Origin of the sequence: Sphingobacterium sp. G1-14 (assembly GCF_002196555.1) — a bacterium.
GTDB lineage: Bacteria > Bacteroidota > Bacteroidia > Sphingobacteriales > Sphingobacteriaceae > Sphingobacterium > Sphingobacterium siyangense.
Genome location: NZ_CP021381.1, coordinates 3,984,094 through 4,007,721, shown reverse-complemented (window position 1 = coordinate 4,007,721; position 23,628 = coordinate 3,984,094). Strand labels below are relative to the sequence as shown.

Genomic DNA, 23,628 nt, shown 5'->3' with positions numbered 1-23,628 from the left:
ATAAATTATCTTATTTATACATTTCTTCACGTTGTGCTTTCACCACATCGCTATTAATGTATTCATCGTAAGTCATCAATTTGTCGATGATACCTTTCGGCGTCAATTCGATGATTCTATTTGCAACAGTTTCAGTCAATTCGTGGTCACGGGATGTGAACAACATTGATCCTTTAAAATCAGACATTCCATTGTTCAATGCAGTGATAGATTCCAAATCCAAGTGGTTGGTTGGTTCATCAAAGATTAGGAAGTTGGCACCTTGAAGCATCATGCGAGAAAACATACAACGCATTTTTTCTCCCCCTGAAAGTACAGATACTTTCTTCATAACTTCTTCTCCAGAGAACAACATTTTCCCTAAAAATCCGCGTATAAATTGTTCGTCTGCCTCTGGGTTAGTTGTATAGTCTCTCAACCAATCGACCAAATTATCACTTTTTCCTTCGAAGAATGCGGCATTTTCAATCGGCATATCGGCAGGAGTGATGGTAACGCCCCATTTGAATTCGCCACTGAAATCGGTGTCTCTACCAGTTATAATATCATAAAATGCTGTGGTAACCAATGAATTTGGACCTAGAACAGCGATTTTATCGCCTTTATTAATCATAAAGGTAATATCCTTGAAGAATACCTCACCATTGACCGTTTTGCTTAATCCTTCGACTTGCAGCGTTTGATCTCCTGGTTCACGATTCATGGTATTGAACATGATGGCAGGATATTTACGGTTGGACGGTTTAATCTCGTCAATATTAATTTTATCCAATGCTTTCTTACGAGAAGTAGCTTGTTTGGATTTGGAAGCGTTGGCAGAGAAGCGACGGATAAATTCCTGAAGTTCTTTCACTTTATCTTCCATTTTCTTGTTTTGATCAGAACGTTGCTTTAACGCTAATTGAGAAGATTCGTACCAAAACGAGTAGTTACCCGTATAGATTGTCATCTTACCAAAATCAATATCCACCGTGTGCGTACATACAGCATCCAAGAAGTGACGGTCGTGGGATACAACTAAAACGATTGCTTCATAACTTGCTAAAAAATCTTCTAACCATGCAATGGTATTAATATCCAAATCATTGGTAGGCTCATCGAGAATCAAAATATCTGGTTTGCCAAATAATGCTTGAGCCAAGAGTACACGGACTTTTTGGTTACCGTCAATTTCAGAAACTAATTTATAATGTAGTTCTTCTTTAATGCCCAAACTGCTCAATAAAGTTGCGGCATTAGATTCGGCATTCCATCCATCCATTTCAGCAAAAAGACTTTCCAGTTCGCCAGCACGTTCGCCGTCGGCATCAGAGAAATCCTCTTTCATGTAAATGGCATCTTTCTCTTTCATGATTTTGTAAAGCTCTTGGTTACCCATCATGACAGTTTCAAGAACAGTAAATTCATCGAAAGCATAGTGATCCTGACTTAAAACAGACATGCGTTCGCCTGGCGTGAATGCCACTGAACCTGTCGAAGGATCGACTTCCCCTGAGATAATTTTTAAGAAAGTAGATTTACCTGCTCCATTAGCGCCAATAATACCGTAACAGTTTCCAGGTGTGAATTTTAGATTGACATCTTCGAATAGTACACGTTTACCAAAACGAAGGGAGAGATTTGACACATTAATCATGCTGCAAAGATACGTTTTAATATTGTATTTTTAACTATTTGCGGTGATCAGTTTCAGGAGAAATTGAGGAGAGTAATGTTGGGGAAATCAACTGTTTTTAGCTTCTTTGGCAAACCTGTATGCGCTGAAATTTCAATGGATGGAGAGGATCTTTGAAATGAAGCGTGAAATCCAGCAATGTGTGCAAATAATGAATTAATAAATTATAAATATTGTGTTGGTGATTTAAATTGGCTTCTTTTTTGTGGACAAGAGCTGAAATGAAATCAATTATGAAAAGAAATAGAATAACGGGTGTCGTTATACTTGCAGTTGCTTTTTTATTTAATATCCAAGGAGCCTCGGCTCAATTTGGAGGGCTATTGGATAAGGCAAGCAAAGCCGTTGCTTCCAAGGGAAGCAAGGTACTTGGGCTGGATAAACTTTTAAAAGAGCCCGAAGCGATTAGTACAAGTTTTGAAGATGTAAATAGGAAGGGGGAGCAAATGCCCGATTTTCAAAATACGGCTGTTTATAAACCTTTAGAAAATTTGCAAAAGAATGGCAATGATGGTTACTTATTGGAGGCTGGACATTTTGAAATGACCAATAAGAGCTATTGCTTGAAAGCGGGTACTTATGCGCCTTCGAAAGGTGATGGATATATGTATGCACCTACATTGGGCAAGAAGAGAGACGTGGTCATTGCAATTTTGAAAAGCGCTGAAAAGCATCCTGAAGTTGCACAATCAGATATACAGATGCTATTGTGGACGATCATTGCGAAGACAAAATTTATTGATTATTCGGGTCCGGTGAAAGAAACAGCCTTAAAATTGCTTACAGCTGAACAAATTTTGCATTTGGAAGGTGGTGCACTCGGCGTTTTGCCATTTGACGTTGTCCAAAAGGCAAAAGACCAGATGCCACCGGCAGTACAGACAATCTTTGAAGCAGAAAATAATATTCGCCAGCTCGTTTCCTCAGGAAACTATTCGTACGCTGATTTTGAACAATATGCGATCTTAGCTGGTATGGCTGAGCCTCGTACGGACGTGCCAAGTGGTATTTGGACGCTTCATCCTGATGGTTATTATGTTCGTTATTATCCAAGTGGTTATGCGGTTACTAAAGTTCAGGTGTATGTCCCTCAAGAATTGATTACAAAGTTGAATGGTAAGAAGCTTGTATACGATGCAACAGATGATATTGCCTGTCCGGCAAATACGGGGGCGCAACGATTAGCACAAACGAATGAACCGATTCGTGATTAATATGTTGAGTCATTGAAAGTTTGATGGGAAGTGAAGGGGATGTGGAAGGAAATTTAATGAATAAGGGAGATCTACTGATCTCCCTTATTCATTAAATTTCCTCTTTTGCCTCCTGTATAATATATAAACAATGACAATGATAGCGATGATTGCTAAAATAATGTAATGGGAACCTGAATGTTGGGTTTTATCCTCTGTCGTCTGCGCATATGTAAAATTTGCTACGAAAAGAAGCACCATGAAAATCCACTTCTTGCACATAATAAACGGTTTATTAACTATAGTAGCAAGCTAAGTATTTTTTGCAACAAAGTCAAATTAATTCGGTAAAAAATAAGTTAGATTTTTATGAAATTTTAAGGTATAATGTCTGTTTCTCACATTTGATTCGTTAGGTTCGAAAAATAAAAGGATAGGAGAGGAGCTTTACCACTGATAAAACACAGCTAATTCAGCTTTTTTACATTGGATATAGCTCCGGATATTGTTTAGGGAATTCGGTAAATGGTCCTAAAAATCGTATCTTGTGAACCTTTGTAAGCGTTTTTAGATATTCAAATCATGTCAAAACTTATCAATTTAACTGTCTTTAAAGAATTCTTAAAATCCAGCTTTGCTGGCGGAATTATACTTTTTTCCTGTGTTATTCTGGCATTGATCGTAGCAAATACATCATTGTATGCCAGTGTAATGGAATTTCTGAACCGGGAAGTAGGCTTTGAGAGCGGTCATATTCATTTAAAATATTCCTGGTTGTTGTGGCTCAACGATGGCTTGATGGCGATTTTCTTTTTACTGGTGGGGCTCGAGATAAAACGTGAAATTGTAGAAGGTGAACTCTCATCGCCAAGTAAAGCAATTCTGCCCATTTTGGCTGCGGTTGGTGGGGCGCTTTTGCCTGCCATCATTTATTTTGCATTAAATCAGGGCACCGATACTGCAAACGGCTGGGGAATCCCTATGGCAACGGATATTGCATTTGCTTTAGCAGTTATCACGCTTCTGGGAAATAAGGTACCTGCCAGTCTTAAGATCTTTTTGGCTGCGTTAGCGATTGTTGACGACCTACTTGCCATATTGGTTATTGCGATCTTTTATAGCAATGGAATTCATGCGACCTATTTATTTATTGCTTTAGGTATATTTCTGTTTTTGATCGTGTTAAATAAATTGGGCGTTAAAGCAATATGGGCTTACCTGATTCCGGGACTATTTATTTGGTACTTTGTTCACCACTCGGGTATTCATGCAACAATAGCTGGCGTGCTGGTGGCCATGACGCTGCCGACAACACCGGATGCGGAAGAATCTCCCTTGGAGAAACTTGAGCATCTATTGACCAAACCTGTCAATTTCATTATCATTCCTTTGTTTGCATTTGCGAATACGCTTATTCCAATCCATGGGGAAATGATTGGTGGTTTGACTTCAAAATTGGGGATCGGTATTATCCTTGGCCTAATCGCTGGTAAATCAATTGGGATATTTTTGATCTGTTTTATTGCTAAAAAATTGAAGATTGCGCAATTACCGGAAGGGGCTGGCTGGAAACAGATTTTTGGTGTAGGTTTGTTGGGGGGAATCGGTTTCACGATGTCGATCTTCATCTCGATACTATCTTTTGATGATAGCATGCTGATTGAAGAAGCAAAGTTCGCGGTTCTGATCGCTTCTTTATGCGCTGGCTTGCTAGGCTATGTCGTTTTGAGCGCAGTGTCAGCCGCAAAGAAAACAGAGGTTATTGATTAGATTTTGAATAGATAGCAGTCGTATGCTTGGCTTACAGGAATGTGTAGGACAATTGTTTTTGGTCAAATTCATTTCTGATTCTCTCATGGATTAATCCGATCTGGACATCTATTTGAAAGCGGATAACGAGCTATAGGTATTAATTTTAGACTTTTATGAATTAGATTTAGTAATTTAGGGCACAACAATAAAAACAATACGTTGAGATTTGATGAATTTGGCTTTGTTCCAGCTTTGGAAGAAGGTTTAGAAAGTATGATGTTTGAGGAGGCTACGCCGATCCAAGAACAGACCATCCCGATTATTAAAGAGGGAAAAGATATGATTGCCTGTGCACAGACAGGTACAGGTAAAACAGCAGCTTATATGTTGCCGATCCTCGATGCAATAGCACGGAATTCAAGGGAATCTATCCTCGCTATTATCCTTGTTCCGACCCGGGAACTTGCTATGCAAATTGACCAGCAGATTATGGGCATGTCTTATTATACGGGTGCAACATCCATAGCCATTTATGGTGGTGGTGATGGTATGGGGTATGAACAGCAAAAACGGGCCATACGAGAGGGGGTAAATATTATTGTTGCTACGCCGGGAAGGTTGATAAGCCATCTTACCTCCATGAAGATTGATCTCTCTCATTTAAAGCACTTTGTTTTGGATGAAGCCGATAGTATGCTGGATATGGGATTTCAAGACGATATTTTACGTATTGTAAGTTATCTACCGAAGAAAAAGCAGATGCTTTTGTTTTCGGCGACGATGCCGATGAAGATCAGGTCTTTTGCCCGAAAAATTCTGCAAGAGCCTGTGGAAGTCAATATTGCCATTTCTAAACCTTCGGAAGGGATAGATCAACGTGTATATCTTGCCTATGATCAACAGAAAATGGAGCTTCTGAAGAATATACTGAAGGATCCCAACTATGTATCTGTTATTATTTTTGCATCCCAAAAAACTACAGTCAAACTTCTCGCTCAGGAATTACAGAAGCAGGGGATTGATGCGGAGGGTTTCCATTCGGATCTCGAGCAGTCGAAACGGGAAGATATCATGGCCAGATTCCGGTCTCGTCAGGTACGGGTACTGGTAGGGACAGATGTGATATCTCGCGGTATCGATGTGGTGGGGATCAGTTTGGTCGTTAATTACGATGTTCCACCGGATCCGGAAGACTACGTACACCGTATTGGACGTACTGCGCGGGCAGCAACTACAGGAACAGCCATTACCTTTGTCAATGAGAAAGACCAAAACCGTTTCGCTCAGATTGAGAATTTAATAGGTTATCCGATTGAACAACTTCCATTGCCAGAGGGGTTTGAAGCGGGACCTACTTACAATCCTGCCAAAAAGAATCCACAGCATAAGAAGAAGCGTTTCAATAGGAATAAAAATAAAAACTATCAGAAAGCTAAAAGAGCCTGATCTTAAAATACAAAGCCCCCATATGAGAAAAATATGGGGGCTTTGTATTTGAGTATATACTGTATTCAACTTTTATTCAACAGTCCATACGGCCAATTCATATCCGTCAGGATCCTGGAACTGAAATCTTTTTCCTCCGGGAAAGCTAAAAATATCTTTTAATATAGTCCCGCCAGCACGGATAACCTGATCACGCGTAGCCTGCAGATCGTCGGCATAGATTACGACGAGAATACTGCCATTTCTGGGGTCACCAAGTGTAAAACCACCATCAACATATTTTCCGCCAAAAGCCGTATATGCTGGCCCGTAATCCGTAAACTCCCAACCGAAACTCGTTGAGTAGAATGCTTTGGCACGTTCAAGGTCGCTTGATACAAACTCAAGGTATTGGATCTGCTGGTTGACAAATTTGTTTTCTGTACTGCTATTGCTCATAACGGAACTATCTATTTAATGTATATATAATAAATTGCTTGACCGGTTGTGCCGGTTTTGGAATTAAAACCCGAACCGTTTCATAAATATAAGGCTTTGTTGAAAATGACACACATTTTTCTTTTCAACATGTTTTTTTCGGGACTACCTGTTTATCGGGGCTACCTGCTTGGCACAAGGAGGAAACAATATTCATTTCCCAATCTTCGTTAGACTGGGAAATGAATGGAGGTTGTTAAGCGCTCTTTTTACTACTGATCCAATACTGCAATAACACAGATGAAACAACCAAAAACAGTCCAACATAGAAGGATAGGTTTAATTCTCTTGCTTCATTAAGAAGTAAAAATGCAATCAAAATAGCATATACTGGCTCAAGATTTAAGCTTAAGTTCAATGTAAATGCTGATATCTTCTTTAAGATTTCTGTAAATGCGAGATAGACTCCCACAGTGCAACATAAAGATAAGATGATCAGATAGAAAATATCCAGGGCATTGGGAATGAAAGTGCTGATTGGATAGTGCTGAATGTAAAAAGGAAGTAGACATGCCAGCCCTATTGTTCCACCGATCATTTGATAAAAGTTAATGCATATTGCATTGTACTTTTTGGTCAATTTTTCATTGTGAACCGCATAGAGTGAGGCAAAAGCCGGAGAAATTATCCCTAAGACTATGCCAAGCTGGTGTGAGGTATCGAAGTGAAATATCAGTGCTATCCCACACAACGTAAGTCCACTCAACAGAAGTTCAGACAATCTGAATTTCGTTTTATTGATCATCGGTGCAAAAATAGCGGTGAAAAAACTTGCCATACAGTAGCAGATCACGCCGATGGAAATGTTTGAATATTTGATGCTAGCATAGAATAATAGCCAGGATGCTGTCAATAGTAGCCCATTTTTTGCAATATGCAGTTTCTCTTTGAAAGTAAAATCTGTAGGTATTTTATACCATTTTAGAATAAAAAATAGGATAACGGCAGCTAAAAATACACGGTACCATGTGAGTATCCCCTCGTTGAGTGAAATCACTTTTCCAAATACACCAGATAGTCCCAGGCACAGCACAGCAAGGTGCAGCATGAAATATGAATGTTTCATAAGAAATTGTCTTCCAGTTCCGTCCATTAAGGACGAAAGGTGTTAAATCATAAAATTGATCGTAAATAAGAAGCACAGCAAATCGGTCCATTTCTGGTATTGGGCTTCAGTAATATAGAGAAAAAATATTACGCTATTGGAGGGGGAAGACAACTCGTTCTATTCATCATATTTGTATTTACCCGAAGATAGGAAATTTTGGGCGCAGCTGCAAAAAAGGAATGAAAAAGCCCCTAGAAAGTCTTTGGTTCTAGGGGCATATATTTAGTCAGTTGCCTTTATTTTGTGATTCTATGGCGTATTTGGCGGTAAAGTATCTGTTCCGCCACCCAGTGCACGATAAAGATCTATAGCTGCGTTGAGCTTTTCCCGTTTTACTGTAATACGTTCCAAATCATTTTGGAGCGCATTGTTTTGGGCAGTTATCACTTCCAAATAGTTTGCCATCCCACTTTTATAAAGTAAGGCTGCATCAGCGGTGGCTTTGGCGAGGGCATTTGATTTGGCATGGATAAGTTGCAGGCGCTGTTCCGTATGTTTGATTTTTGCCAAGGCATCCGAAACTTCTGAAACTGCAACCATAACCGACTGTTTAAACTGCAATGCTATCTTTTCGCGTTCGATGACTGATATCTCATAGTTTGTTTTTAAAGCACCTTTCTGGAAAATTGGCTGTGCAATATTCCCCGCTATTGTTTTCACAATCGAACCCGGTAGATCAAACCATTTGTTAAATTGAATGGAGTTTGTACCAATGGATGGTGTCAAGCTTATGGAAGGGTACATCGCCGCTTTGGCGAGTCCCATTCTGCTTGTGGCAGCCACAACCGCGTATTCAGCTGCTCTGACATCTGGTCTGCGGCTCAAGAGTTCTGCCGGCACCCCTGTAGCAAGTCCGTCTCCAACAATCGTATCATCTAAACTTGCTGTACGTTGAATGCCCTGGGGGAAACCGCCGCAAAGAATGCTCAGTGCATTTTCTTCTACAGCCATGTTTTGATGGGCTAGGGGAATCAACAATTCAGCAGTTTTCTTCTGAGCTTCGGCTTGCTCCACGGCAAGCGAACTGACCAGTGATGAGTTGTATTGCAAACGTATCATATTCAGTGTGCTGTCGCTCAATTGAACATTTCTTTGTGCAATCTTAAGCTGCTCATCCAAAGCAATCAGATTATAATAGGACTGGATGACCTGTACAATAACCCGGGTTTTCAGAGCCGATAAATTTTCCTTTTGGCCAAAAAAATTGGCCATAGATTCCTCTTTTTGCATTTTTACCTTTCCCCAGATATCGGCTTCCCAAGATAATCTGAGCGTGGCACTATAATCGTCCATATAAGGTGTCCCGATAAATTGGTCACTGAGCGAGCCATTCAATGAGTTGCTCGATAACCAGGTTCTATTCGCTCCAATGCTTAAATCAGCTGTTGGCAATAACCCTTTCTTAGACTGCTTGTAAGCGAGTTCCAATTGTTGCATGTTGAGGAGTGCAACATTGACGTCTGTATTGTTGGATAATGCCTTCTCAATGAGTGAAGTCAACAAGGGATCCTGTACAAAGTTACGCCAGGATAGCTGTAGCGTATCAGACGTCAAGACAACCTCGCTGTTTTTGAAATTTTCGGGCATTGCTATCTCCTGACGTGTATATTTTTTCCCCACGCTGCATGCGGACAACAACAGGGTAGTGCTTGCGAAAATTGTTGTATAGTGATGAAATTTTTTCATTTTAATCGTTTGTATTGTGTACTGTATTGTCCGTAAGCTTTTTACCCGAAACTTTTTCTTGCAAATATTGGAACACAAGGTACAGTAATGGTATAATAATTACCCCAAGGATAACACCGCTTAACATACCCATTGCTGCTCCGGTACTGATGGAATGGTTACCTGTAGCCGTTCCGCCGGTCGCAAACATCAAGGGGACCATACCCGCAATGAAAGCCAATGAAGTCATCAAGATTGGGCGTAGACGAGCTCTTGCACCTTCTAAAGCCGAATCAATGAGTGAGGAGCCTGCTCTTCTCCGCTGTAAAGCAAATTCAACAATCAAAATGGCATTTTTTGCCAAAAGACCGATGAGCATGATCAAGCCGACCTGGACGTAGATATTGTTGTCCAACCCAATGGCACGTGTTCCTAGGAAAGAGCCGATCATACCTGTTGGGATTGATAACAGGACGGCAAGGGGCAATAAATAACTTTCATACTGTGCTGATAGTAAGAAGTATACAAATAGCAAGCTTAATGCTAGGATAAGTACGGTCTGATTGCCCGAAGACTTCTCTTCCAAGCTAAGTCCCGTCCATTCGTAGCTATAGTCTCCTGGTAACTTAGTCAATACATTTTTCTCCAATGTTTCCATGATCGCACCATTACTGATACCAGGCGTACTAACCACGTTTATCGTGAGTGAATTGTATAAATTATAACGTGTTACCGACTCAGGACCATAAACTTTACGAAGTGTAACCAAAGTGTTCACCGGAACCATTTGGCCAAGATTATTCTTGACAAATATTTCGTTGAAGGCTTCTTTATCGGTTCTATAGATGCCATCCGCTTTAACTGCTATCCGATAGAATTTACCGAAACGATTGAAATTCAATGATTGGTCACCCGCAAAGTAAGTTTGAACGGACGAAAGCATTTCACTGACATCTACGCCAAGTTGGGCAGCTTTGTCTTCATCTACTTCTAACTCCATCTGTGGATAATCTGCTCTGAACATGGTATAAGCAAACTGCACCCCTGGTTGTTTCATAATCTGCGCAATAACGGAGTCGGACATTGCTTTGAGCTCTACCGGCGATTTACCAGCTCTGTCCTGCAAAACGAGTTCCGCGCCATTCATCATACCATAACCATCAACAGGAGGGGAACGAAAGGCCATTGCGTTACCTTCTTTGACACTGGATAATTTTTGCGAGATCACTTGGTGAATCTGATCGATATCGTTCATCTCACCACGTTTCTTTTTATCTTTCAGGCGTATAAATCCTGTTGCATAGGCTGCGCTGGAGTTGTTACCGATCATATTGAATCCAGTAATACTTGTATGGCTTTCAATAGAAGGGATATCGGCAAGTAGTTTTTCGATTTTTTCTACTGCTTTTGTGGTTCGATCAAGTCCTGTTCCTGGGGGCATTTCCAAACTGTATACAACAAAGTTATCATCCTCCATTGGTACAAAACTTTTGGAAGTGCTTGTCATGAGGTATCCAGCAACGCCAATTGTAGCCAGGATCAAAAGTGCCGAAATCCATTTTTTCTTTGCCAGGAATTTTAATGAACCAACGTATCGGTTGGTCATGTTTTCGAAGCCAGCGTTAAACGCTTTGAAAAAACGTTGAGAAAATCCTGTTTTTGGGGTCTGCCCATCGTGATTTTCGGCGTGCGTATTTTTAAGCAATAATGCGCAGAGTGCTGGTGTTAAAGTCAAGGCATTGATCGCAGAGATCACAATGGCGATAACAAGGGTATAGGCAAACTGTTTATAAAACATGCCCGATGAACCTGTCATAAATCCAATGGGAATAAAAACTGCACACATAACCAAGGTAATGGAGATTACAGCCCCTGTGATTTCACTCATGGCACTATGGGTAGCCTGCTTGCCGGTTAAGTTGGAAGTCTCCATTTTTCCATGTACTGCTTCGACAACGACAATTGCATCATCGACAACGATACCAATGGCGAGTACTAAGGCAAATAACGTCAATATATTGATGGTAAAGCCAAACACCAGCAGGAAGAAAAAAGTACCTACGATAGCTACTGGAACTGCGATTGCTGGAATAATAGTCGACCGTATATCCTGCAGGAACAAAAATACAACGAGGAAAACCAAAATGAAGGCTTCAATCAATGTCGAACGTACTTGTGCCGTACTTTCATCCAAGCGTTCTTTGGTACTGATCAATTTAAAAATCTTGATCCCAGGAGGGAAAGAGCGTTGCGCTATTTCAATCTGTTTGTCGATTCCGATTTCAATTTCATTGGCGTTGGAGCCTGATGTCTGGAATATACCAATGGTAACGGTATTGAGGCCGTTATTTTGCGAATTACCACTATAACTGATCGAGCCAAACTCGATACGTGCCACATCCTTTAAGCGTACAATCTGAACGTTATTGTTTTTGACGATAATGTTTTCATACTGTTCAGGAAGGTTCTTTTTCCCTTTATAGCGTATGACATATTCTAGTGGTGCTTTTGATTCTTCCCCTAATTTTCCAGGTGCAGATTCCAAACTTTGTTTGGAAATTGCAGCAATGACTTCTTGTGGCACAAGTCCATAACTCGCCATTTTTTGCGGATTCAACCATACACGCATCGAATAGTCTTTGGAACCGAATACCATAGCCTGACCAACGCCAGGTACACGCTTGATCTGTGGTATCAAGTTGATGTTCACATAATTCTGTAAAAATAGTTCATCATATTTTTTATTATCTTCTGTATAGATATTAAATATCATGATCATACTATTTTGTTGCTTGGAGGTCGTTAATCCCATTCGGACAACTTCCTGTGGCAGGATAGGAGTAGCCTGTTGTACTCTGTTTTGCACATTTACGGCTGCCTGATCTGGATTTACACCTGCTTTAAAGACAATGCGTACAGAGAATGTACCGTCATTACTTGCAGTAGATGTAATGTACTCCATGTCCTCCACACCATTGATTTGCTCTTCAAGGGGTGTAACAACTGACCTCAATACTGTTTCGCTATTTCCTCCGGGATAGCTTCCGGTAACTTGAACCGTGGGCGGGGCGATATCCGGGAATCGCGTTTGAGGCAACCTAAAAAGACCGATGACCCCCAGTATGACAAATATGATAGATATAACAGTTGCCAAAACTGGCCTGTCAATAAATTTCTTTAACATTTTAGTTTAAATTTTATAAAGCTTTTAGTACCGTTTTTTTTTCAAAAGTGAATACTGAATGTATAGCCTTGTTGCCATTCTTTGAGCAGTTCAGCTTTTGCTATACCTGCTATCCTTGTTACATGGTGGATTTTTTAGTCGGTTGAACTTGCATTCCATCATTAAGCATATCAATTCTATTCATAACGATTTTTTCACCAGCTGTGAGTCCCGATTTAAGTAAGTAGGCGTTAGCTGTATTTCCTGCAATTTCAATCTGTTTCATGGAAATTTTATTTTTCTCACCAATAACATAAACGAAATAGCGGTCTTGAATATCCTTGACAGCGGCCATAGGTACCAACAATACGTTTTCATGCGCTTTTTTCAAGATTACTTTTGCTGAGCCACCCGAACGGAGAATTTTTTCGGGATTGATGAAACTTGCTTTAAGTGCCATGCTTCCTGTTGTTCTGTCGATGTTACCACTGGCTAACTCTACTTTCCCCGAATGGTTGTATGCTGTTCCATCAGCCAGTAATAGCGTTGCTTGTTGATTGGATGTTTTGTTATTATGATCTTTGATAAAGGCTATAAAATCGGCCTCACTCAATGAAAAATATACATTTACGGTATTGATTTCAGATAGCGTTGTTAAAGGTGTCGCATCTGCTGCGGTAATTAAATTTCCGATCCGATTAGGAATACGGCCGATATAACCACTCACTGGCGCATTTATCAACGTAAATTTGGCATTTATTTGAGATGAACCGAGTGCAGCTTGTGCTTGCGCTACCTGCGCTTTAGCTGCGGCATAATTGGCCTCTGCAGTTTTTAACTGTAATTCGGTATACACTTTACCCTCAACAAGTGGTTTGATTTTTTCAATCTCCAATTTCGCGTTTTGTTCTGCCGATAAAGCAGCTTGGTAAGCTGCCTTGCTGTTGTTTACTTGTTCGTTGTAGACATCAGCTTTTATTTTGAAAAGGGGTTGACCCTGGGATACATAGTCTCCTTCTTTGACATAAATCTGCTCGAGATACCCCGTTACCTGCGCTTTGACATCGACGTTGACGGTCCCCTCTAATGTACCAGGATATTTTTTTTCGGTCTCCGCGTGGGTAGGAGATAATTCGATAAAGTCAACAGTAACTGCCTGCTCTTGCGGTTGTTCTTGGTTGCCTCCACAGGACGATAATAATGCTGCTGCTGTAATAAGTGTAAGGAAAGGTTTTAAAGTCATCGTTCTTTGTGCCATTTTATCATTTTATAATGAAACAAAGAAAAGAATTCTTTTAAGCCATAAGGCAAAGAAATCTACCGAGACGTTACAATTGCTTACTGAAACGTATCAGTGATGATCTGAATTTTACGATATTAAATGATCCGATCCAATTGTGTTGGAGATATTGGTCTTACCGATTGACATCCCCTTCTTCATCGCGAAAAACTTACTTTACCTTTCTGACGAAAAAAGGAGTAAGCGGATCAGTTTTAATATTAATAGTCTAACCAATTTTTTAGCAGTTGAGCCTTTTCTCTGCTCACAAGGATTTCCACTTGATCGTTATTTTTAATTTCTATTTTTAGTTTTCCGTTGAAGTGGTTATGTAATCTTTTGATCGCATCTATATGCACAATGAATTGCCTGTTGGCGCGAAAAAATACTTTTGGATTTAATTGCTGTTCGAGTTCTTCCATTGTTTGAGGGACAATTTCGACAGTGCCACATTTGAGTTGCGCATGGGTAAGTTTAAATTCGGAGTAGAAGTATAATATCTCTTCAACAAGAACGGTTTTATAGCCGTCTTTGAATGGAATTAGAAAGCGTGAGCGAAAATCTTTCGGATAGATAAAATCCAATAAACCTTGAAGCGGTTGTTGGTTGATCTGGAGATCTTTTTGATAGTCAAGTTTTTGGATGGCGTTTTCCAGCTCTGTTTTTTCTACAGGCTTAAGCAAATAATCTATGCTATTGAATTTAAAGGCCCTCACAGCGTATTCGTCAAATGCTGTTGTAAATATGATTGGGCAATCTATTTTTATAGTCTCTAATATTTCAAAGCTTAAACCATCGGATAGACGAATATCCATCATCACGAGGTCGGGAAGTTCATTGCCATTGAACCAGTTGATGCTATCAGCGATATTATCCAGCACATCTAAAATAACGATGGATGGCTTTATTTCCTTCAAAAGTCGTTTTAAACGATCGGCATTGAGTTTTTCGTCCTCGATGATTAATACTTTGGTTATATTCATTATGCTTGCGCTAAAAGTGGGAGGATAACGTTAAATGTTTTGCCATCATTCTTTATTTGCAGTTTTAAGTTGGATAGCAAATCGTATCTCTTAATGATGTTTGAAATCCCGATTCCCGATGATTCGGATACATTCTCAATAGGGATTAATATATTTTCAACAACAAGTTGATTCTGGGAGTTGGTGTATACCTTTATTTTCAGCGGTTTTTTCTTATTTGTCTGATTATGCTTTAATGCATTTTCTACCAATAATTGTAAGGTAAGGGGAGGTAATTGGCAATTGCGTTTGGCGGGATTGACGTTTATTTCGAAGTTTACGCCATCGCCAAATCGGTTTTTGATGAGAAATATGTATGAATTTAGAAAGTTGAGTTCTTCGTCGAGTGAGATAATGTCCTTTTTGGAATTGACAAGAAGGTAGCGATATATTTTGGAGAAGTTTTCTGCATATTCATAGCCTAATTGTTGGTCTTCGAGGATGATTTCTGAGAGCACGCTCAGGTTATTAAAGACAAAATGGGGGTCGATCTGTAATTTTAACGATTGAAGTTCTGTTTCAAGAATGACCTGATCGAGCTTTGCCGCACGCATGGACTCATTTTTCCAGTTAGTGATCAAATGACTACCAATATTGATCCCCATTATCATGAGCGCAATCAATACACTGATTGTAATGTTTTGAATCATCCCCCTTTTTTCCTCCAAAGATGGGGCTATAGTAACATTTTGAGGTCCAAAATAATATTTTGAAATCAGGTACTCCAGCAGTAAATTGATAAAGAGTACTGCAAAAAGGTTGATGACGGTTTCAAGTAGAAGTCGCTCTGTCGGACTATCTTTCCAAGTTAAGAACTTATTAAGCTTGTCATGGACAATGATACTAAATTCGGAAATGATAAAGCTGTAAATGATCGTAAATGTCCATTCACCGAGTATTTCGAACATATTCCGTTTAAAATAGCCATCCCAGCAACTCGAGAAAGGATCAATAATATAGGCGACGAGATAAATAAGCAGAAAGGACAGAAAGGTAAATATCAGCCTTTTTTTATTTGTACTAATTAGAGTCTTATCGTTTTTATAGATCGCTATATCCTGCATTCTTTTAACTTATATGTATCGGTGAAATCTATGCAAATTTCGTAATTCCTTTTAGTATTGGACGACAAATTTCTGCTGAAGCGTATAAAGCCCCGACTGAAATATCAATTTGATGTACTCAGACGTATATTGACGAAGGCCGATAGATTATCTTGCCTTGGCATATCAGAATATAATTTTTTATGAAATTCGGATGTTCTGTTTTTTTTAATGGATTGTAAATCTTGTTGTTATTGTTTTTTTTGTGATCTGTTGATATAACAGTGTAAAAGAATGACTCTGGTTAAGGGGCTCGTTTTTAGCTATAAACAGAAAGGCTTGACATCGTTTCGTCAAGCCTTTCTGTTTTACTGAAGTAACTATTTTTTCGATGTGTTATCGTGTAAATTATTTTGGCTCTTGATGCGTTGTTGGTGTATGGATAATATCGAAATAGATTGTTTTGTCATTCGCGTTTGGATAAACTCTATACGTGAATTCTTTCTTCGTTAATACAGTAATATCAACCACACGAGTAAACAATGTTTCACCAGCAGCATTTTTAGCAACAATTGTTCTCGTTTTACCATCTGCAGATACGGTCCAGTCGCCGTGCATTTTGGGAGAATTGTCAAGATTGAACATTGTAAATGTACCGTCAGATTTGAAATAAGCAAATCCTACAAAATTTGACACATTCGCATCTGTTAACACTACACTTTCTCCTTTATTATTCTTTGCGTTTGTTGTTTCCCAGGGTGTACTGGCCAATATTTCGCTTGGTGTAAGCTGTGGTTCAACAACAGTTTCGTCATCTTTACTGCAGCTCATCGCTACTAATGTGCTTAAGGCGATACATACCGCTAATGCAATTTTTTTTAAATCTCTCATTTTATAAAATTTATATGATGTCACAAAAATAATCGCATTGTTTCAGCTGCGTTTGTCTCTTTTATTCCAAGGTTTGAAGGATTTATAAATTGAATGAGATCGCGTTGTAGAAGAAGGTTAAACAAAAGAAAAAGCTTGCTTTTAATTTGCTTTGAAGTATGCTTTACATGGAAACAAATTAAAGGTGATGGTAGAATGCCCTTCGGATAAAAATAAAACAGGGGACCCTAAAGCCCCCCATCTACCAGATATGTATAATAAAATTAGAAAATTGCTTTTTTTATAGCATTAGTTGTTGCTCCATCCACCACCTAATGAACGATACAGGTCAACAACTGCAGAAAGCTCCGCTTTTTTTACCTGAGCAAGTTCGAGCTCACTTTGCAAGATATTGCTTTGTGCTGTAATTACTTCCAAGTAAGTGGCCATTCCTGTTTCAAATAAAAGATTGGCGTGCTTCGTTGCTTCCTTTAGACGCGTCGTTCTATCCGAAGTAATCTTTTGTTTTTCTTTCAATTTTTGAATTGAAATTAAAGCATCGGAAACTTCTCCAGCTGCTGAGATTACTTTTTGCTTGAAGATCAGTACGTTCTTTTCTTGTTCGACACGTGCCAGTTCATATTGAGTTTTCAATTCCTTCCGCTGTAAAATTGGCTGCGTAATACTTCCTGTAATTGCCCCAAATAATGAAGCCGGTAAGTTGAACCAATTGCTTGCCTTGAATGCATTTACTCCTGCTTCGGCGCTAATAACCAAGGAAGGATACATGCGTGCCTTTGCGTATTGTTGATAAGCTTGTGAAGCTGTAATAGCCAGTTCAGCTTGTTTTACATCCGGACGATGACTTAACAAATCGGCTGGGACGCCAGTTGCTAATTCTTCGGGGAATTGAATATTCGACAATTTCTCCCCTATTTTAATTTCCTGCGGGAGTTTTCCGCTAAGAATCTGAATGGCATTTTCCTGAATACGGATCTGTTGTTCAAAGTCTGGGATCAAGGCAGCTGCAGACAATCGCTGCGCATCGACCTGTTCCAACGCAAGCAGCGTAATGTCACCAACTTCATATTGTTGCTGGACAATGCGTAAAGTTGTATCGCTCAATTGCAAGTTTTGTTTGGCGATATCACGCAATTGATAAAGCATCAGTAGTTGATAATAACCTTGTGCAACTTGTGCAATTAATTGGGTTTGAATTACTTTTTTCGCTTCTTCTGTCTGTAGATAGGAAGCTAAAGCAGCGATATTTTGGTTTTTGATTTTACCCCATATGTCGGCCTCCCAGGATAAACCTAAGGATGCCGTATAATCTTCCACATGGTGTTGGCCTAAAAACTGCCCCAGGCTCAATCCATTCATACTATTATTGGATGGGTTGGTACTATTTCCGCGGATCTGTAGTTGGGCCGTGGGAAGATAGTTTGCTTTTGCTTGTTTCAGGCTCAGTTGAGACGCTTCTATATTTTTTAGTGCCAGTTGCATATCTAAGTTATGTTGTATAGCACTATCGATCAAGGTTTGTAAGACTTGATCCTTAAAAAAATCACGCCATGGAATAGAACCTATGCTAGTTTCCTGCGGAGCTTTAGCCTGGTCGCGGTACTGTTCGGGTAAGTTGGGGGCAAGGTGTTGATTGCTGACCAACTTATCTGTTTTGCAAGACCATGCGACAAAGGATAAGATGAAAACCGTCAGTAATTTTGATTTACTATTCATATATTTAAATGCTGTCATGATATACTAATTGTTTGTATGCACGGGTATTTCCAACGAAACGGCATTGTTTTCATGTTGTTTTTGCTTTGGAGAACCTCCTATTTTCTCTTGGATAAATTGGAAGAAAATAAAGAGAATAGGGATAATAAAGAGTCCTAAAACTACTCCAGTGAACATCCCTCCCGCAGCGGCAATACTGATTGAGTGATTTCCTTGCGCTGATGGACCTACCGCTGTCATCATTGGAATCATACCAACGATAAAAGCTAAAGAAGTCATAATAATAGGTCTCAAACGTAATCTCGCTGCTTTAAGTGCGGCACTAGGAATTGATAGTCCCTGTTTACGCCCTTGGATGGCAAATTCTACGATCAGAATGGCATTTTTGGCCAATAATCCAATCAACATAACGAGTGCAACTTGTACATAGATGTTGTTGGCAATATCAGTGAAGCTAATTGCTGCGAAGACCCCAAATATACCTGTAGGAATGGAGAGAATAACCGCCAATGGAATGATATAGCTTTCATATTGTGCCGCAAGCAGAAAATAAACGAATATCAGACAGAGAATAAAAATCAATGTGGATTGGCCTCCGGAGACAATTTCTTCTTTAGTCATACCTGAGAACTCATAAGTAAATCCGGTCGGCAATTGTTGTTTTGCAACTTCTTCAACCGCACGGATAGCATCTCCAGAACTATATCCTGGTTTTGGTATCGCATTTATTCCAATCGAATTAAATAAGTTGTAACGAGATGCAGTTTCCGGACCATATACACGTTCTAATTTGACTAATGTATTGATGGGAACCATGTCTCCCAATCTGTTTTTTACAAAAATACCGTCCATTGAAGTTGGTTCACTTCTATCCTTGGCATCAGCTTGAACCATCACACGATAATACTTTCCAAAACGATTAAAATCTGAGGCTTGGGCACTACCAAAATAGGCTTGCATAGTCTGTAAAATGCTTTTTGTGCTTACGCCAAGTTGTTCTGCTTTGATATCATCTACCTGGAGTTCATATTGTGGATAATCCGCTTTAAAGGTTGTGAAAGCCATCATAATTTCTGGACGTTTCATCAATTCGCCAATAAACTTTTGGCCTATGCCACTGAATTTTCCGAGTTGTCCACCGGTCCGGTCCTGCAGTACCATATCCAGACCATCCACGTTACTGAATCCTGGGACAGTAGGGAAGGTAAAGACAAAGAAATTTGCGCCTTTGATATTTGCCAATCGCTGATTGACATCGGCCATAATAGCATTGATGTCTTTTATCTTACCACGTTCTTCATGTGGTTTAAGGAGGATAAATGCAACACCTGCTGATGGACTTGTGGATTGTGTCAAAATATTGAAACCAGCAAGTACATTTAAAGTTTTGGTAAAATCAGCATGTTGAAGTTGCTTCTCTGCTTCGGCTAATGCTCCAGAGGTACGATCCAAAGAAGCACCTGCTGGCATAGATAAGGATACAGCAATGAATCCTTGATCCTCTGATGGGATGAATCCAGTAGGTGTTTTACGGATCATAAATACAGTCAAAAGTAGGGTAATTCCCAATCCTGCAAATGCAACCCACTTATAACGGATCAAGAAGCGTAAACTACCTAAATAATTCTTCGTCAACCGATCAAATCCGACATTGAATCCAGCGAAGAAACGCTCTTTGAAATTAAGTTTCTTGGCATCAGCATGACCATGATGCGTTGGTTTTAAGAAGAGCGCACATAACGCAGGGCTTAGTGTCAAGGCATTGATTGCTGAAATAACGATTGCAATCGCCAAGGTGAAAGCAAATTGTCTATAAAATACCCCGGTTGAACCTTCCATAAAGCCGATGGGAAGGAATACGGCAGACATCACCAATGTAATCGAGATGATGGCGCCTGTGATCTCACTCATGGCAGATGTCGTAGCAAGCTTAGGCGGGAGATTTTCATGCTCCATCTTGGCATGAACAGCCTCCACAACCACAATCGCGTCATCGACGACAATCCCAATGGCTAGTACCAGAGCAAACAAAGTCAGTAGGTTGATTGAAAAGCCGAAGAGCTGCATGAAGAAAAATGTTCCCACGATGGCTACCGGTACCGCAATCGCTGGTATCAATGTCGATCTAAAATCTTGAAGGAATAGAAAGACAACTAAAAATACCAGTATAAATGCTTCAACTAGTGTATGTTTTACTTGGTCAATGGATTGATCAAGTGCATCTTTTGTGTTGTATAAAACGAGATATTTGACACCTTTTGGAAAGCTTAAAGAGGCTTTCTCCATGAATTTTTGAATGGCAATCTGAATTTCATTTGCATTCGAACCTGCAAGCTGCATGACCCCAATATTCAATCCTGCTTTACCGTTGATGCGCGTATGACTCGCATAGGTATAAGATCCCAGTTCGACACGAGCGACGTCTTTGAGTTTTAATACAGAACCGTCTGTATTGGAGCGGATAATAATATTTTCGTAATCACTTGGCTGGTTGAGTTTACCTTTATATTTGATTACAAATTCAAAAGCTTCACGGCTGCTCTCTCCGAATTTACCCGGAGCAGCTTCGACGTTTTTATCTTGGATGGCGGCCATTACTTCCTCAGGCGTTAATTTATAGGTCGCCATTTGATTTGGATTGAGCCATACACGCATGGAGTAGTCTTTACTACCACCAAATGCCAATGCTTGTCCCACGCCGGGTATCCGCTTCAGTTCAGGAATGATATTGATCTGGGCGTAATTGGTAATAAAGGTCTGATCGTATTTACTCTGATCTTCCGTATAAAGATCCAATACCATGATCAAGCTGTTTTGCTGTTTTGCGGTGGTGATCCCGGCTTGTACAACCTCAGCTGGCAATTGGCTGGTTGCCTGAGCCACACGATTTTGGACGTTTACAGCAGCTTGGTCAGGGTCTGTACCAAGTTTAAAATATACCGTAATCATTAACGAACCGTCGTTACTGGCGGTAGAGCTCATGTAGCTCATATTTTCAACACCGTTGATTGACTCTTCGAGTGAGGGGGCTACGGCACGAAGGACGGTTTCGGCATTTGCCCCAGGATATAATGCCGTTACTTGCACTGCGGGCGGTGCAATATCGGGAAACTGCTGCAATGGCAGTTTGAGGATACCAATCACCCCCAATATGACAAGTAATATGGAGATAACGGTAGCAAGTACAGGTCTTTCTATAAATTTCTTAAGCATGTGATTTTCTAATATTATAATGAATTGATGCTATCTCTTGATAAGGCTTGTGGTGTAATTTTCTGACCATCCTGAAGCAAGTCAATGCCTTTGTAGACAATTCGATCTCCCGCATTCAGTCCTTTACTTACCAGGTAGTTTGCACCACTTTTTCCAATGACAGTAATAGGCTGTTGAACAACTTTATTTTCTTTACCAACGGTATAAACGAAGATTTTATCCTGCATTTCAAGGGTAGCAAGCTGCGGTACCAATAATGCTTGTTCATACTTCTTCTGTAGTCTTACACGCCCCGTATTTCCATTGCGTAAAACTCCCTCCGGATTGTTGAACGTTGCACGAAGTGTAATCGCACCGGTATTTTTATCAAACTGCCCGTCCACCATATCTATTTTTCCTTTCTGATCATAAATTGTCTGATCCGAAAGAACTAGGCTGATCGGAGGGAGGTTGTGAAGCTTTTGTTGTAAGTTGCTCCCTTCTGTATTGTTTTTGAATGCGATAAAGTCATTTTCTCCCAGTGAGAAATAAACATGAAGATCTCTTACATTTGACAATGCGGTAAGTGGTTGTGCGTCTGTAGGACCAACCAAACTCCCTTGCTTGCGCTGTAATCTACCGATGTATCCTTCGGCTGAAGCCCGTATTAGCGTATATCCGACATTGATTTTTGCAGTTTCAACGGCCGATAGCGCCAATTGTACGTTTGCTTTAGCGGCATTACGTTCGCTAATAGCTGTTTTTAGCTGGAAGTCTGTCAGTACTTTGGTATTCACCAGCTTTGTTTTCTTTTCGACTTCTAACTCCGCATTTTCCAGACTAGCTTTTGCTGCCAGTAAATTTGCCTTCGCTTGGTTTAATTGTTCCTGATAGGGGCGGTCGTTTATCTTGAAAAGTGCTTGACCTTTAGTTACTTTGGCTCCTTCATCGACATAGATGTTTTCCAAAATTCCCTCTACCTGAGGTCTGATCTCAATATTGGCGGAAGCTTCAATAGTCGCTGGATATTCCTGGTAAACGGTCTCGTTACCGTTCTCGATGGTAACGACCGGAAGGTTAACTGGTGGTGGATCAATGGGTTTACTTGTTCCGGTTGAGCAACTGTATAGAAAGATTGCACTCAACACATATGCTGTCTTTACGATATTAATTCGTTTAACACTGTTAAGTGCTGGAACGTAAATCTTTTTAAGACTTGGTGATAAATTTGTTTTCATGTGATATTAAAAATTGAAGTTTTGGTGTATTTAACGGTGTTAGATTTTTTAACGTTGTATTTTTTGCTGTAAAAAAATTTAGTCAGTCAGGGAGCGTGTGATGCCGTAAATAGCATCCTTTAATACTTCTTGATTGGTATTTTCGCCATTACCTTGGTTTACCAGATTGATCGAAATCAATCCATGTATAATAGACCAGTAGGTGAAATACTTTCTACAGATCAATTCTTCGGATGGATTTTTCTCTTTCATGATTTCACGGATGACATCACTTATCAATTTCCCATGGGATTCTGCACATTTATACGTTTTTTCAAATCCACAACAGGCAGTTCCCACACCGAACATTAACTGATATAATTCCCGTTCTTCGAAGGCGAAATCCCAATAGCTAAACCACATTGCTTCCAATTGCTTCTCCAGATCGGTTTCAGTTGATTTGGCTTGCTTTACTTTTTTGGCAAGCAGGAGATAGCCTTGGTTGGCAAGTTCCATCAAAATGGCATCTTTATTGGCGAAATACTCGTATATCATGGGGGCAGTATATTCAATGATATCTGCAATTTTGCGCATACTCAGGGCTTGCCATCCTTCTTCTTTGACGATTTGGAGCGCAGCATCTAGAATATTGGTTCTATTTTCATCTTTGAGCCGTTGTATGCGTTCTTTACTACCCATGCTAATGTGTAAATAATTTAACAGTGTTAGGCAAAAGTGATACTTTTAATTTTATTTATTGACATCTAAAAGTCATTAAATAAAAAGGCC

At 39.9% G+C, this 23,628-nt stretch carries 16 protein-coding genes; 3 read left to right on the top strand and 13 right to left on the bottom strand.

Annotation, left to right across the window (positions count from 1 at the left end):
- Positions 1–10: 10 nt before the first annotated feature.
- On the bottom strand, positions 11–1,636 hold the full coding sequence (locus tag CBM24_RS17305) for an ABC-F family ATP-binding cassette domain-containing protein (protein ID WP_088162112.1): 1,626 nt from the start codon (positions 1,634–1,636) through the stop codon (positions 11–13).
- Between the two features lie 272 nt (positions 1,637–1,908).
- On the opposite strand from CBM24_RS17305, the gene CBM24_RS17300 reads away from it, so the two are divergent.
- The 3 genes from CBM24_RS17300 to CBM24_RS17290 all read left to right on the top strand — a co-directional run bounded on the left by CBM24_RS17300 (position 1,909) and on the right by CBM24_RS17290 (position 6,066).
- Complete coding sequence (locus CBM24_RS17300) at positions 1,909–2,889, top strand: hypothetical protein (protein ID WP_157698517.1); 981 nt, start codon at positions 1,909–1,911, stop codon at positions 2,887–2,889.
- Between the two features lie 561 nt (positions 2,890–3,450).
- Entirely contained in the window at positions 3,451–4,638 is a 1,188-nt protein-coding gene (gene nhaA, locus CBM24_RS17295) for a Na+/H+ antiporter NhaA (protein WP_088162110.1), read from the top strand.
- 201 nt (positions 4,639–4,839) lie between these two features.
- Complete coding sequence (locus CBM24_RS17290; protein WP_046674542.1) at positions 4,840–6,066, top strand: DEAD/DEAH box helicase; 1,227 nt, start codon at positions 4,840–4,842, stop codon at positions 6,064–6,066.
- Positions 6,067–6,138: 72 nt separating this feature from the next.
- Here CBM24_RS17290 and CBM24_RS17285 read toward each other — a convergent pair whose 3' ends face one another.
- The 12 genes from CBM24_RS17285 to CBM24_RS17230 all read right to left on the bottom strand — a co-directional run bounded on the left by CBM24_RS17285 (position 6,139) and on the right by CBM24_RS17230 (position 23,538).
- Positions 6,139–6,504, bottom strand: a complete 366-nt coding sequence (locus CBM24_RS17285; RefSeq protein ID WP_046674543.1) for a VOC family protein — start codon at positions 6,502–6,504, stop codon at positions 6,139–6,141.
- Positions 6,505–6,739: 235 nt separating this feature from the next.
- Positions 6,740–7,609 carry a DMT family transporter gene (locus CBM24_RS17280; protein WP_088163609.1) on the bottom strand — a complete coding sequence of 290 codons (870 nt, stop codon included), beginning with the start codon at positions 7,607–7,609 and terminating at the stop codon, positions 6,740–6,742.
- A gap of 291 nt (positions 7,610–7,900) precedes the next feature.
- A complete protein-coding gene (locus tag CBM24_RS17275; RefSeq protein ID WP_088162109.1) occupies positions 7,901–9,337 on the bottom strand; it encodes an efflux transporter outer membrane subunit in 1,437 nt (478 codons plus the stop codon).
- A gap of 1 nt (position 9,338) precedes the next feature.
- Complete coding sequence (locus CBM24_RS17270) at positions 9,339–12,500, bottom strand: efflux RND transporter permease subunit (protein WP_088162108.1); 3,162 nt, start codon at positions 12,498–12,500, stop codon at positions 9,339–9,341.
- 118 nt (positions 12,501–12,618) lie between these two features.
- Positions 12,619–13,737, bottom strand: a complete 1,119-nt coding sequence (locus tag CBM24_RS17265; RefSeq protein ID WP_088162107.1) for an efflux RND transporter periplasmic adaptor subunit — start codon at positions 13,735–13,737, stop codon at positions 12,619–12,621.
- A gap of 242 nt (positions 13,738–13,979) precedes the next feature.
- A complete protein-coding gene (locus CBM24_RS17260) occupies positions 13,980–14,741 on the bottom strand; it encodes a LytR/AlgR family response regulator transcription factor (RefSeq protein ID WP_075993255.1) in 762 nt (253 codons plus the stop codon).
- The gene (locus tag CBM24_RS17255) at positions 14,741–15,844 is read right to left on the bottom strand and encodes a sensor histidine kinase (protein ID WP_088162106.1); all 1,104 of its coding nucleotides are present in this window, start codon (positions 15,842–15,844) and stop codon (positions 14,741–14,743) included. The genes CBM24_RS17260 and CBM24_RS17255 overlap by 1 nt, the downstream gene beginning before the upstream one ends.
- Positions 15,845–16,231: 387 nt before the next feature.
- On the bottom strand, positions 16,232–16,714 hold the full coding sequence (locus CBM24_RS17250; RefSeq protein WP_075993253.1) for a DUF4822 domain-containing protein: 483 nt from the start codon (positions 16,712–16,714) through the stop codon (positions 16,232–16,234).
- Between the two features lie 288 nt (positions 16,715–17,002).
- Positions 17,003–18,430, bottom strand: coding sequence for an efflux transporter outer membrane subunit (locus CBM24_RS17245; RefSeq protein ID WP_088162105.1), 1,428 nt, complete (start codon positions 18,428–18,430; stop codon positions 17,003–17,005).
- Positions 18,431–18,454: 24 nt separating this feature from the next.
- Positions 18,455–21,643 carry an efflux RND transporter permease subunit gene (locus CBM24_RS17240; protein WP_088162104.1) on the bottom strand — a complete coding sequence of 1,063 codons (3,189 nt, stop codon included), beginning with the start codon at positions 21,641–21,643 and terminating at the stop codon, positions 18,455–18,457.
- Positions 21,644–21,657: 14 nt separating this feature from the next.
- Positions 21,658–22,860, bottom strand: a complete 1,203-nt coding sequence (locus CBM24_RS17235; RefSeq protein WP_088162103.1) for an efflux RND transporter periplasmic adaptor subunit — start codon at positions 22,858–22,860, stop codon at positions 21,658–21,660.
- A gap of 78 nt (positions 22,861–22,938) precedes the next feature.
- Positions 22,939–23,538 (bottom strand): TetR/AcrR family transcriptional regulator, encoded by a 600-nt coding sequence (locus CBM24_RS17230; RefSeq protein WP_088162102.1) that lies wholly within the window; start codon positions 23,536–23,538, stop codon positions 22,939–22,941.
- Between the last annotated feature and the right edge of the window lie 90 nt (positions 23,539–23,628).

Bases quoted from the DNA above. Each gene is read 5' to 3' on its own strand.
- CBM24_RS17305 (WP_088162112.1), bottom strand. From the start codon at position 1,636: ATGATTAATGTGTCAAATCTCTCCCTTCGTTTTGGTAAACGTGTACTA.
- CBM24_RS17300 (WP_157698517.1), top strand. From the start codon at position 1,909: ATGAAAAGAAATAGAATAACGGGTGTCGTTATACTTGCAGTTGCTTTT.
- nhaA (WP_088162110.1), top strand. From the start codon at position 3,451: ATGTCAAAACTTATCAATTTAACTGTCTTTAAAGAATTCTTAAAATCC.
- CBM24_RS17285 (WP_046674543.1), bottom strand. From the start codon at position 6,504: ATGAGCAATAGCAGTACAGAAAACAAATTTGTCAACCAGCAGATCCAA.
- CBM24_RS17280 (WP_088163609.1), bottom strand. From the start codon at position 7,609: ATGAAACATTCATATTTCATGCTGCACCTTGCTGTGCTGTGCCTGGGA.
- CBM24_RS17275 (WP_088162109.1), bottom strand. From the start codon at position 9,337: ATGAAAAAATTTCATCACTATACAACAATTTTCGCAAGCACTACCCTG.
- CBM24_RS17270 (WP_088162108.1), bottom strand. From the start codon at position 12,500: ATGTTAAAGAAATTTATTGACAGGCCAGTTTTGGCAACTGTTATATCT.
- CBM24_RS17265 (WP_088162107.1), bottom strand. From the start codon at position 13,737: ATGGCACAAAGAACGATGACTTTAAAACCTTTCCTTACACTTATTACA.
- CBM24_RS17260 (WP_075993255.1), bottom strand. From the start codon at position 14,741: ATGAATATAACCAAAGTATTAATCATCGAGGACGAAAAACTCAATGCC.
- CBM24_RS17255 (WP_088162106.1), bottom strand. From the start codon at position 15,844: ATGCAGGATATAGCGATCTATAAAAACGATAAGACTCTAATTAGTACA.
- CBM24_RS17250 (WP_075993253.1), bottom strand. From the start codon at position 16,714: ATGAGAGATTTAAAAAAAATTGCATTAGCGGTATGTATCGCCTTAAGC.
- CBM24_RS17245 (WP_088162105.1), bottom strand. From the start codon at position 18,430: ATGAATAGTAAATCAAAATTACTGACGGTTTTCATCTTATCCTTTGTC.
- CBM24_RS17240 (WP_088162104.1), bottom strand. From the start codon at position 21,643: ATGCTTAAGAAATTTATAGAAAGACCTGTACTTGCTACCGTTATCTCC.
- CBM24_RS17235 (WP_088162103.1), bottom strand. From the start codon at position 22,860: ATGAAAACAAATTTATCACCAAGTCTTAAAAAGATTTACGTTCCAGCA.
- CBM24_RS17230 (WP_088162102.1), bottom strand. From the start codon at position 23,538: ATGGGTAGTAAAGAACGCATACAACGGCTCAAAGATGAAAATAGAACC.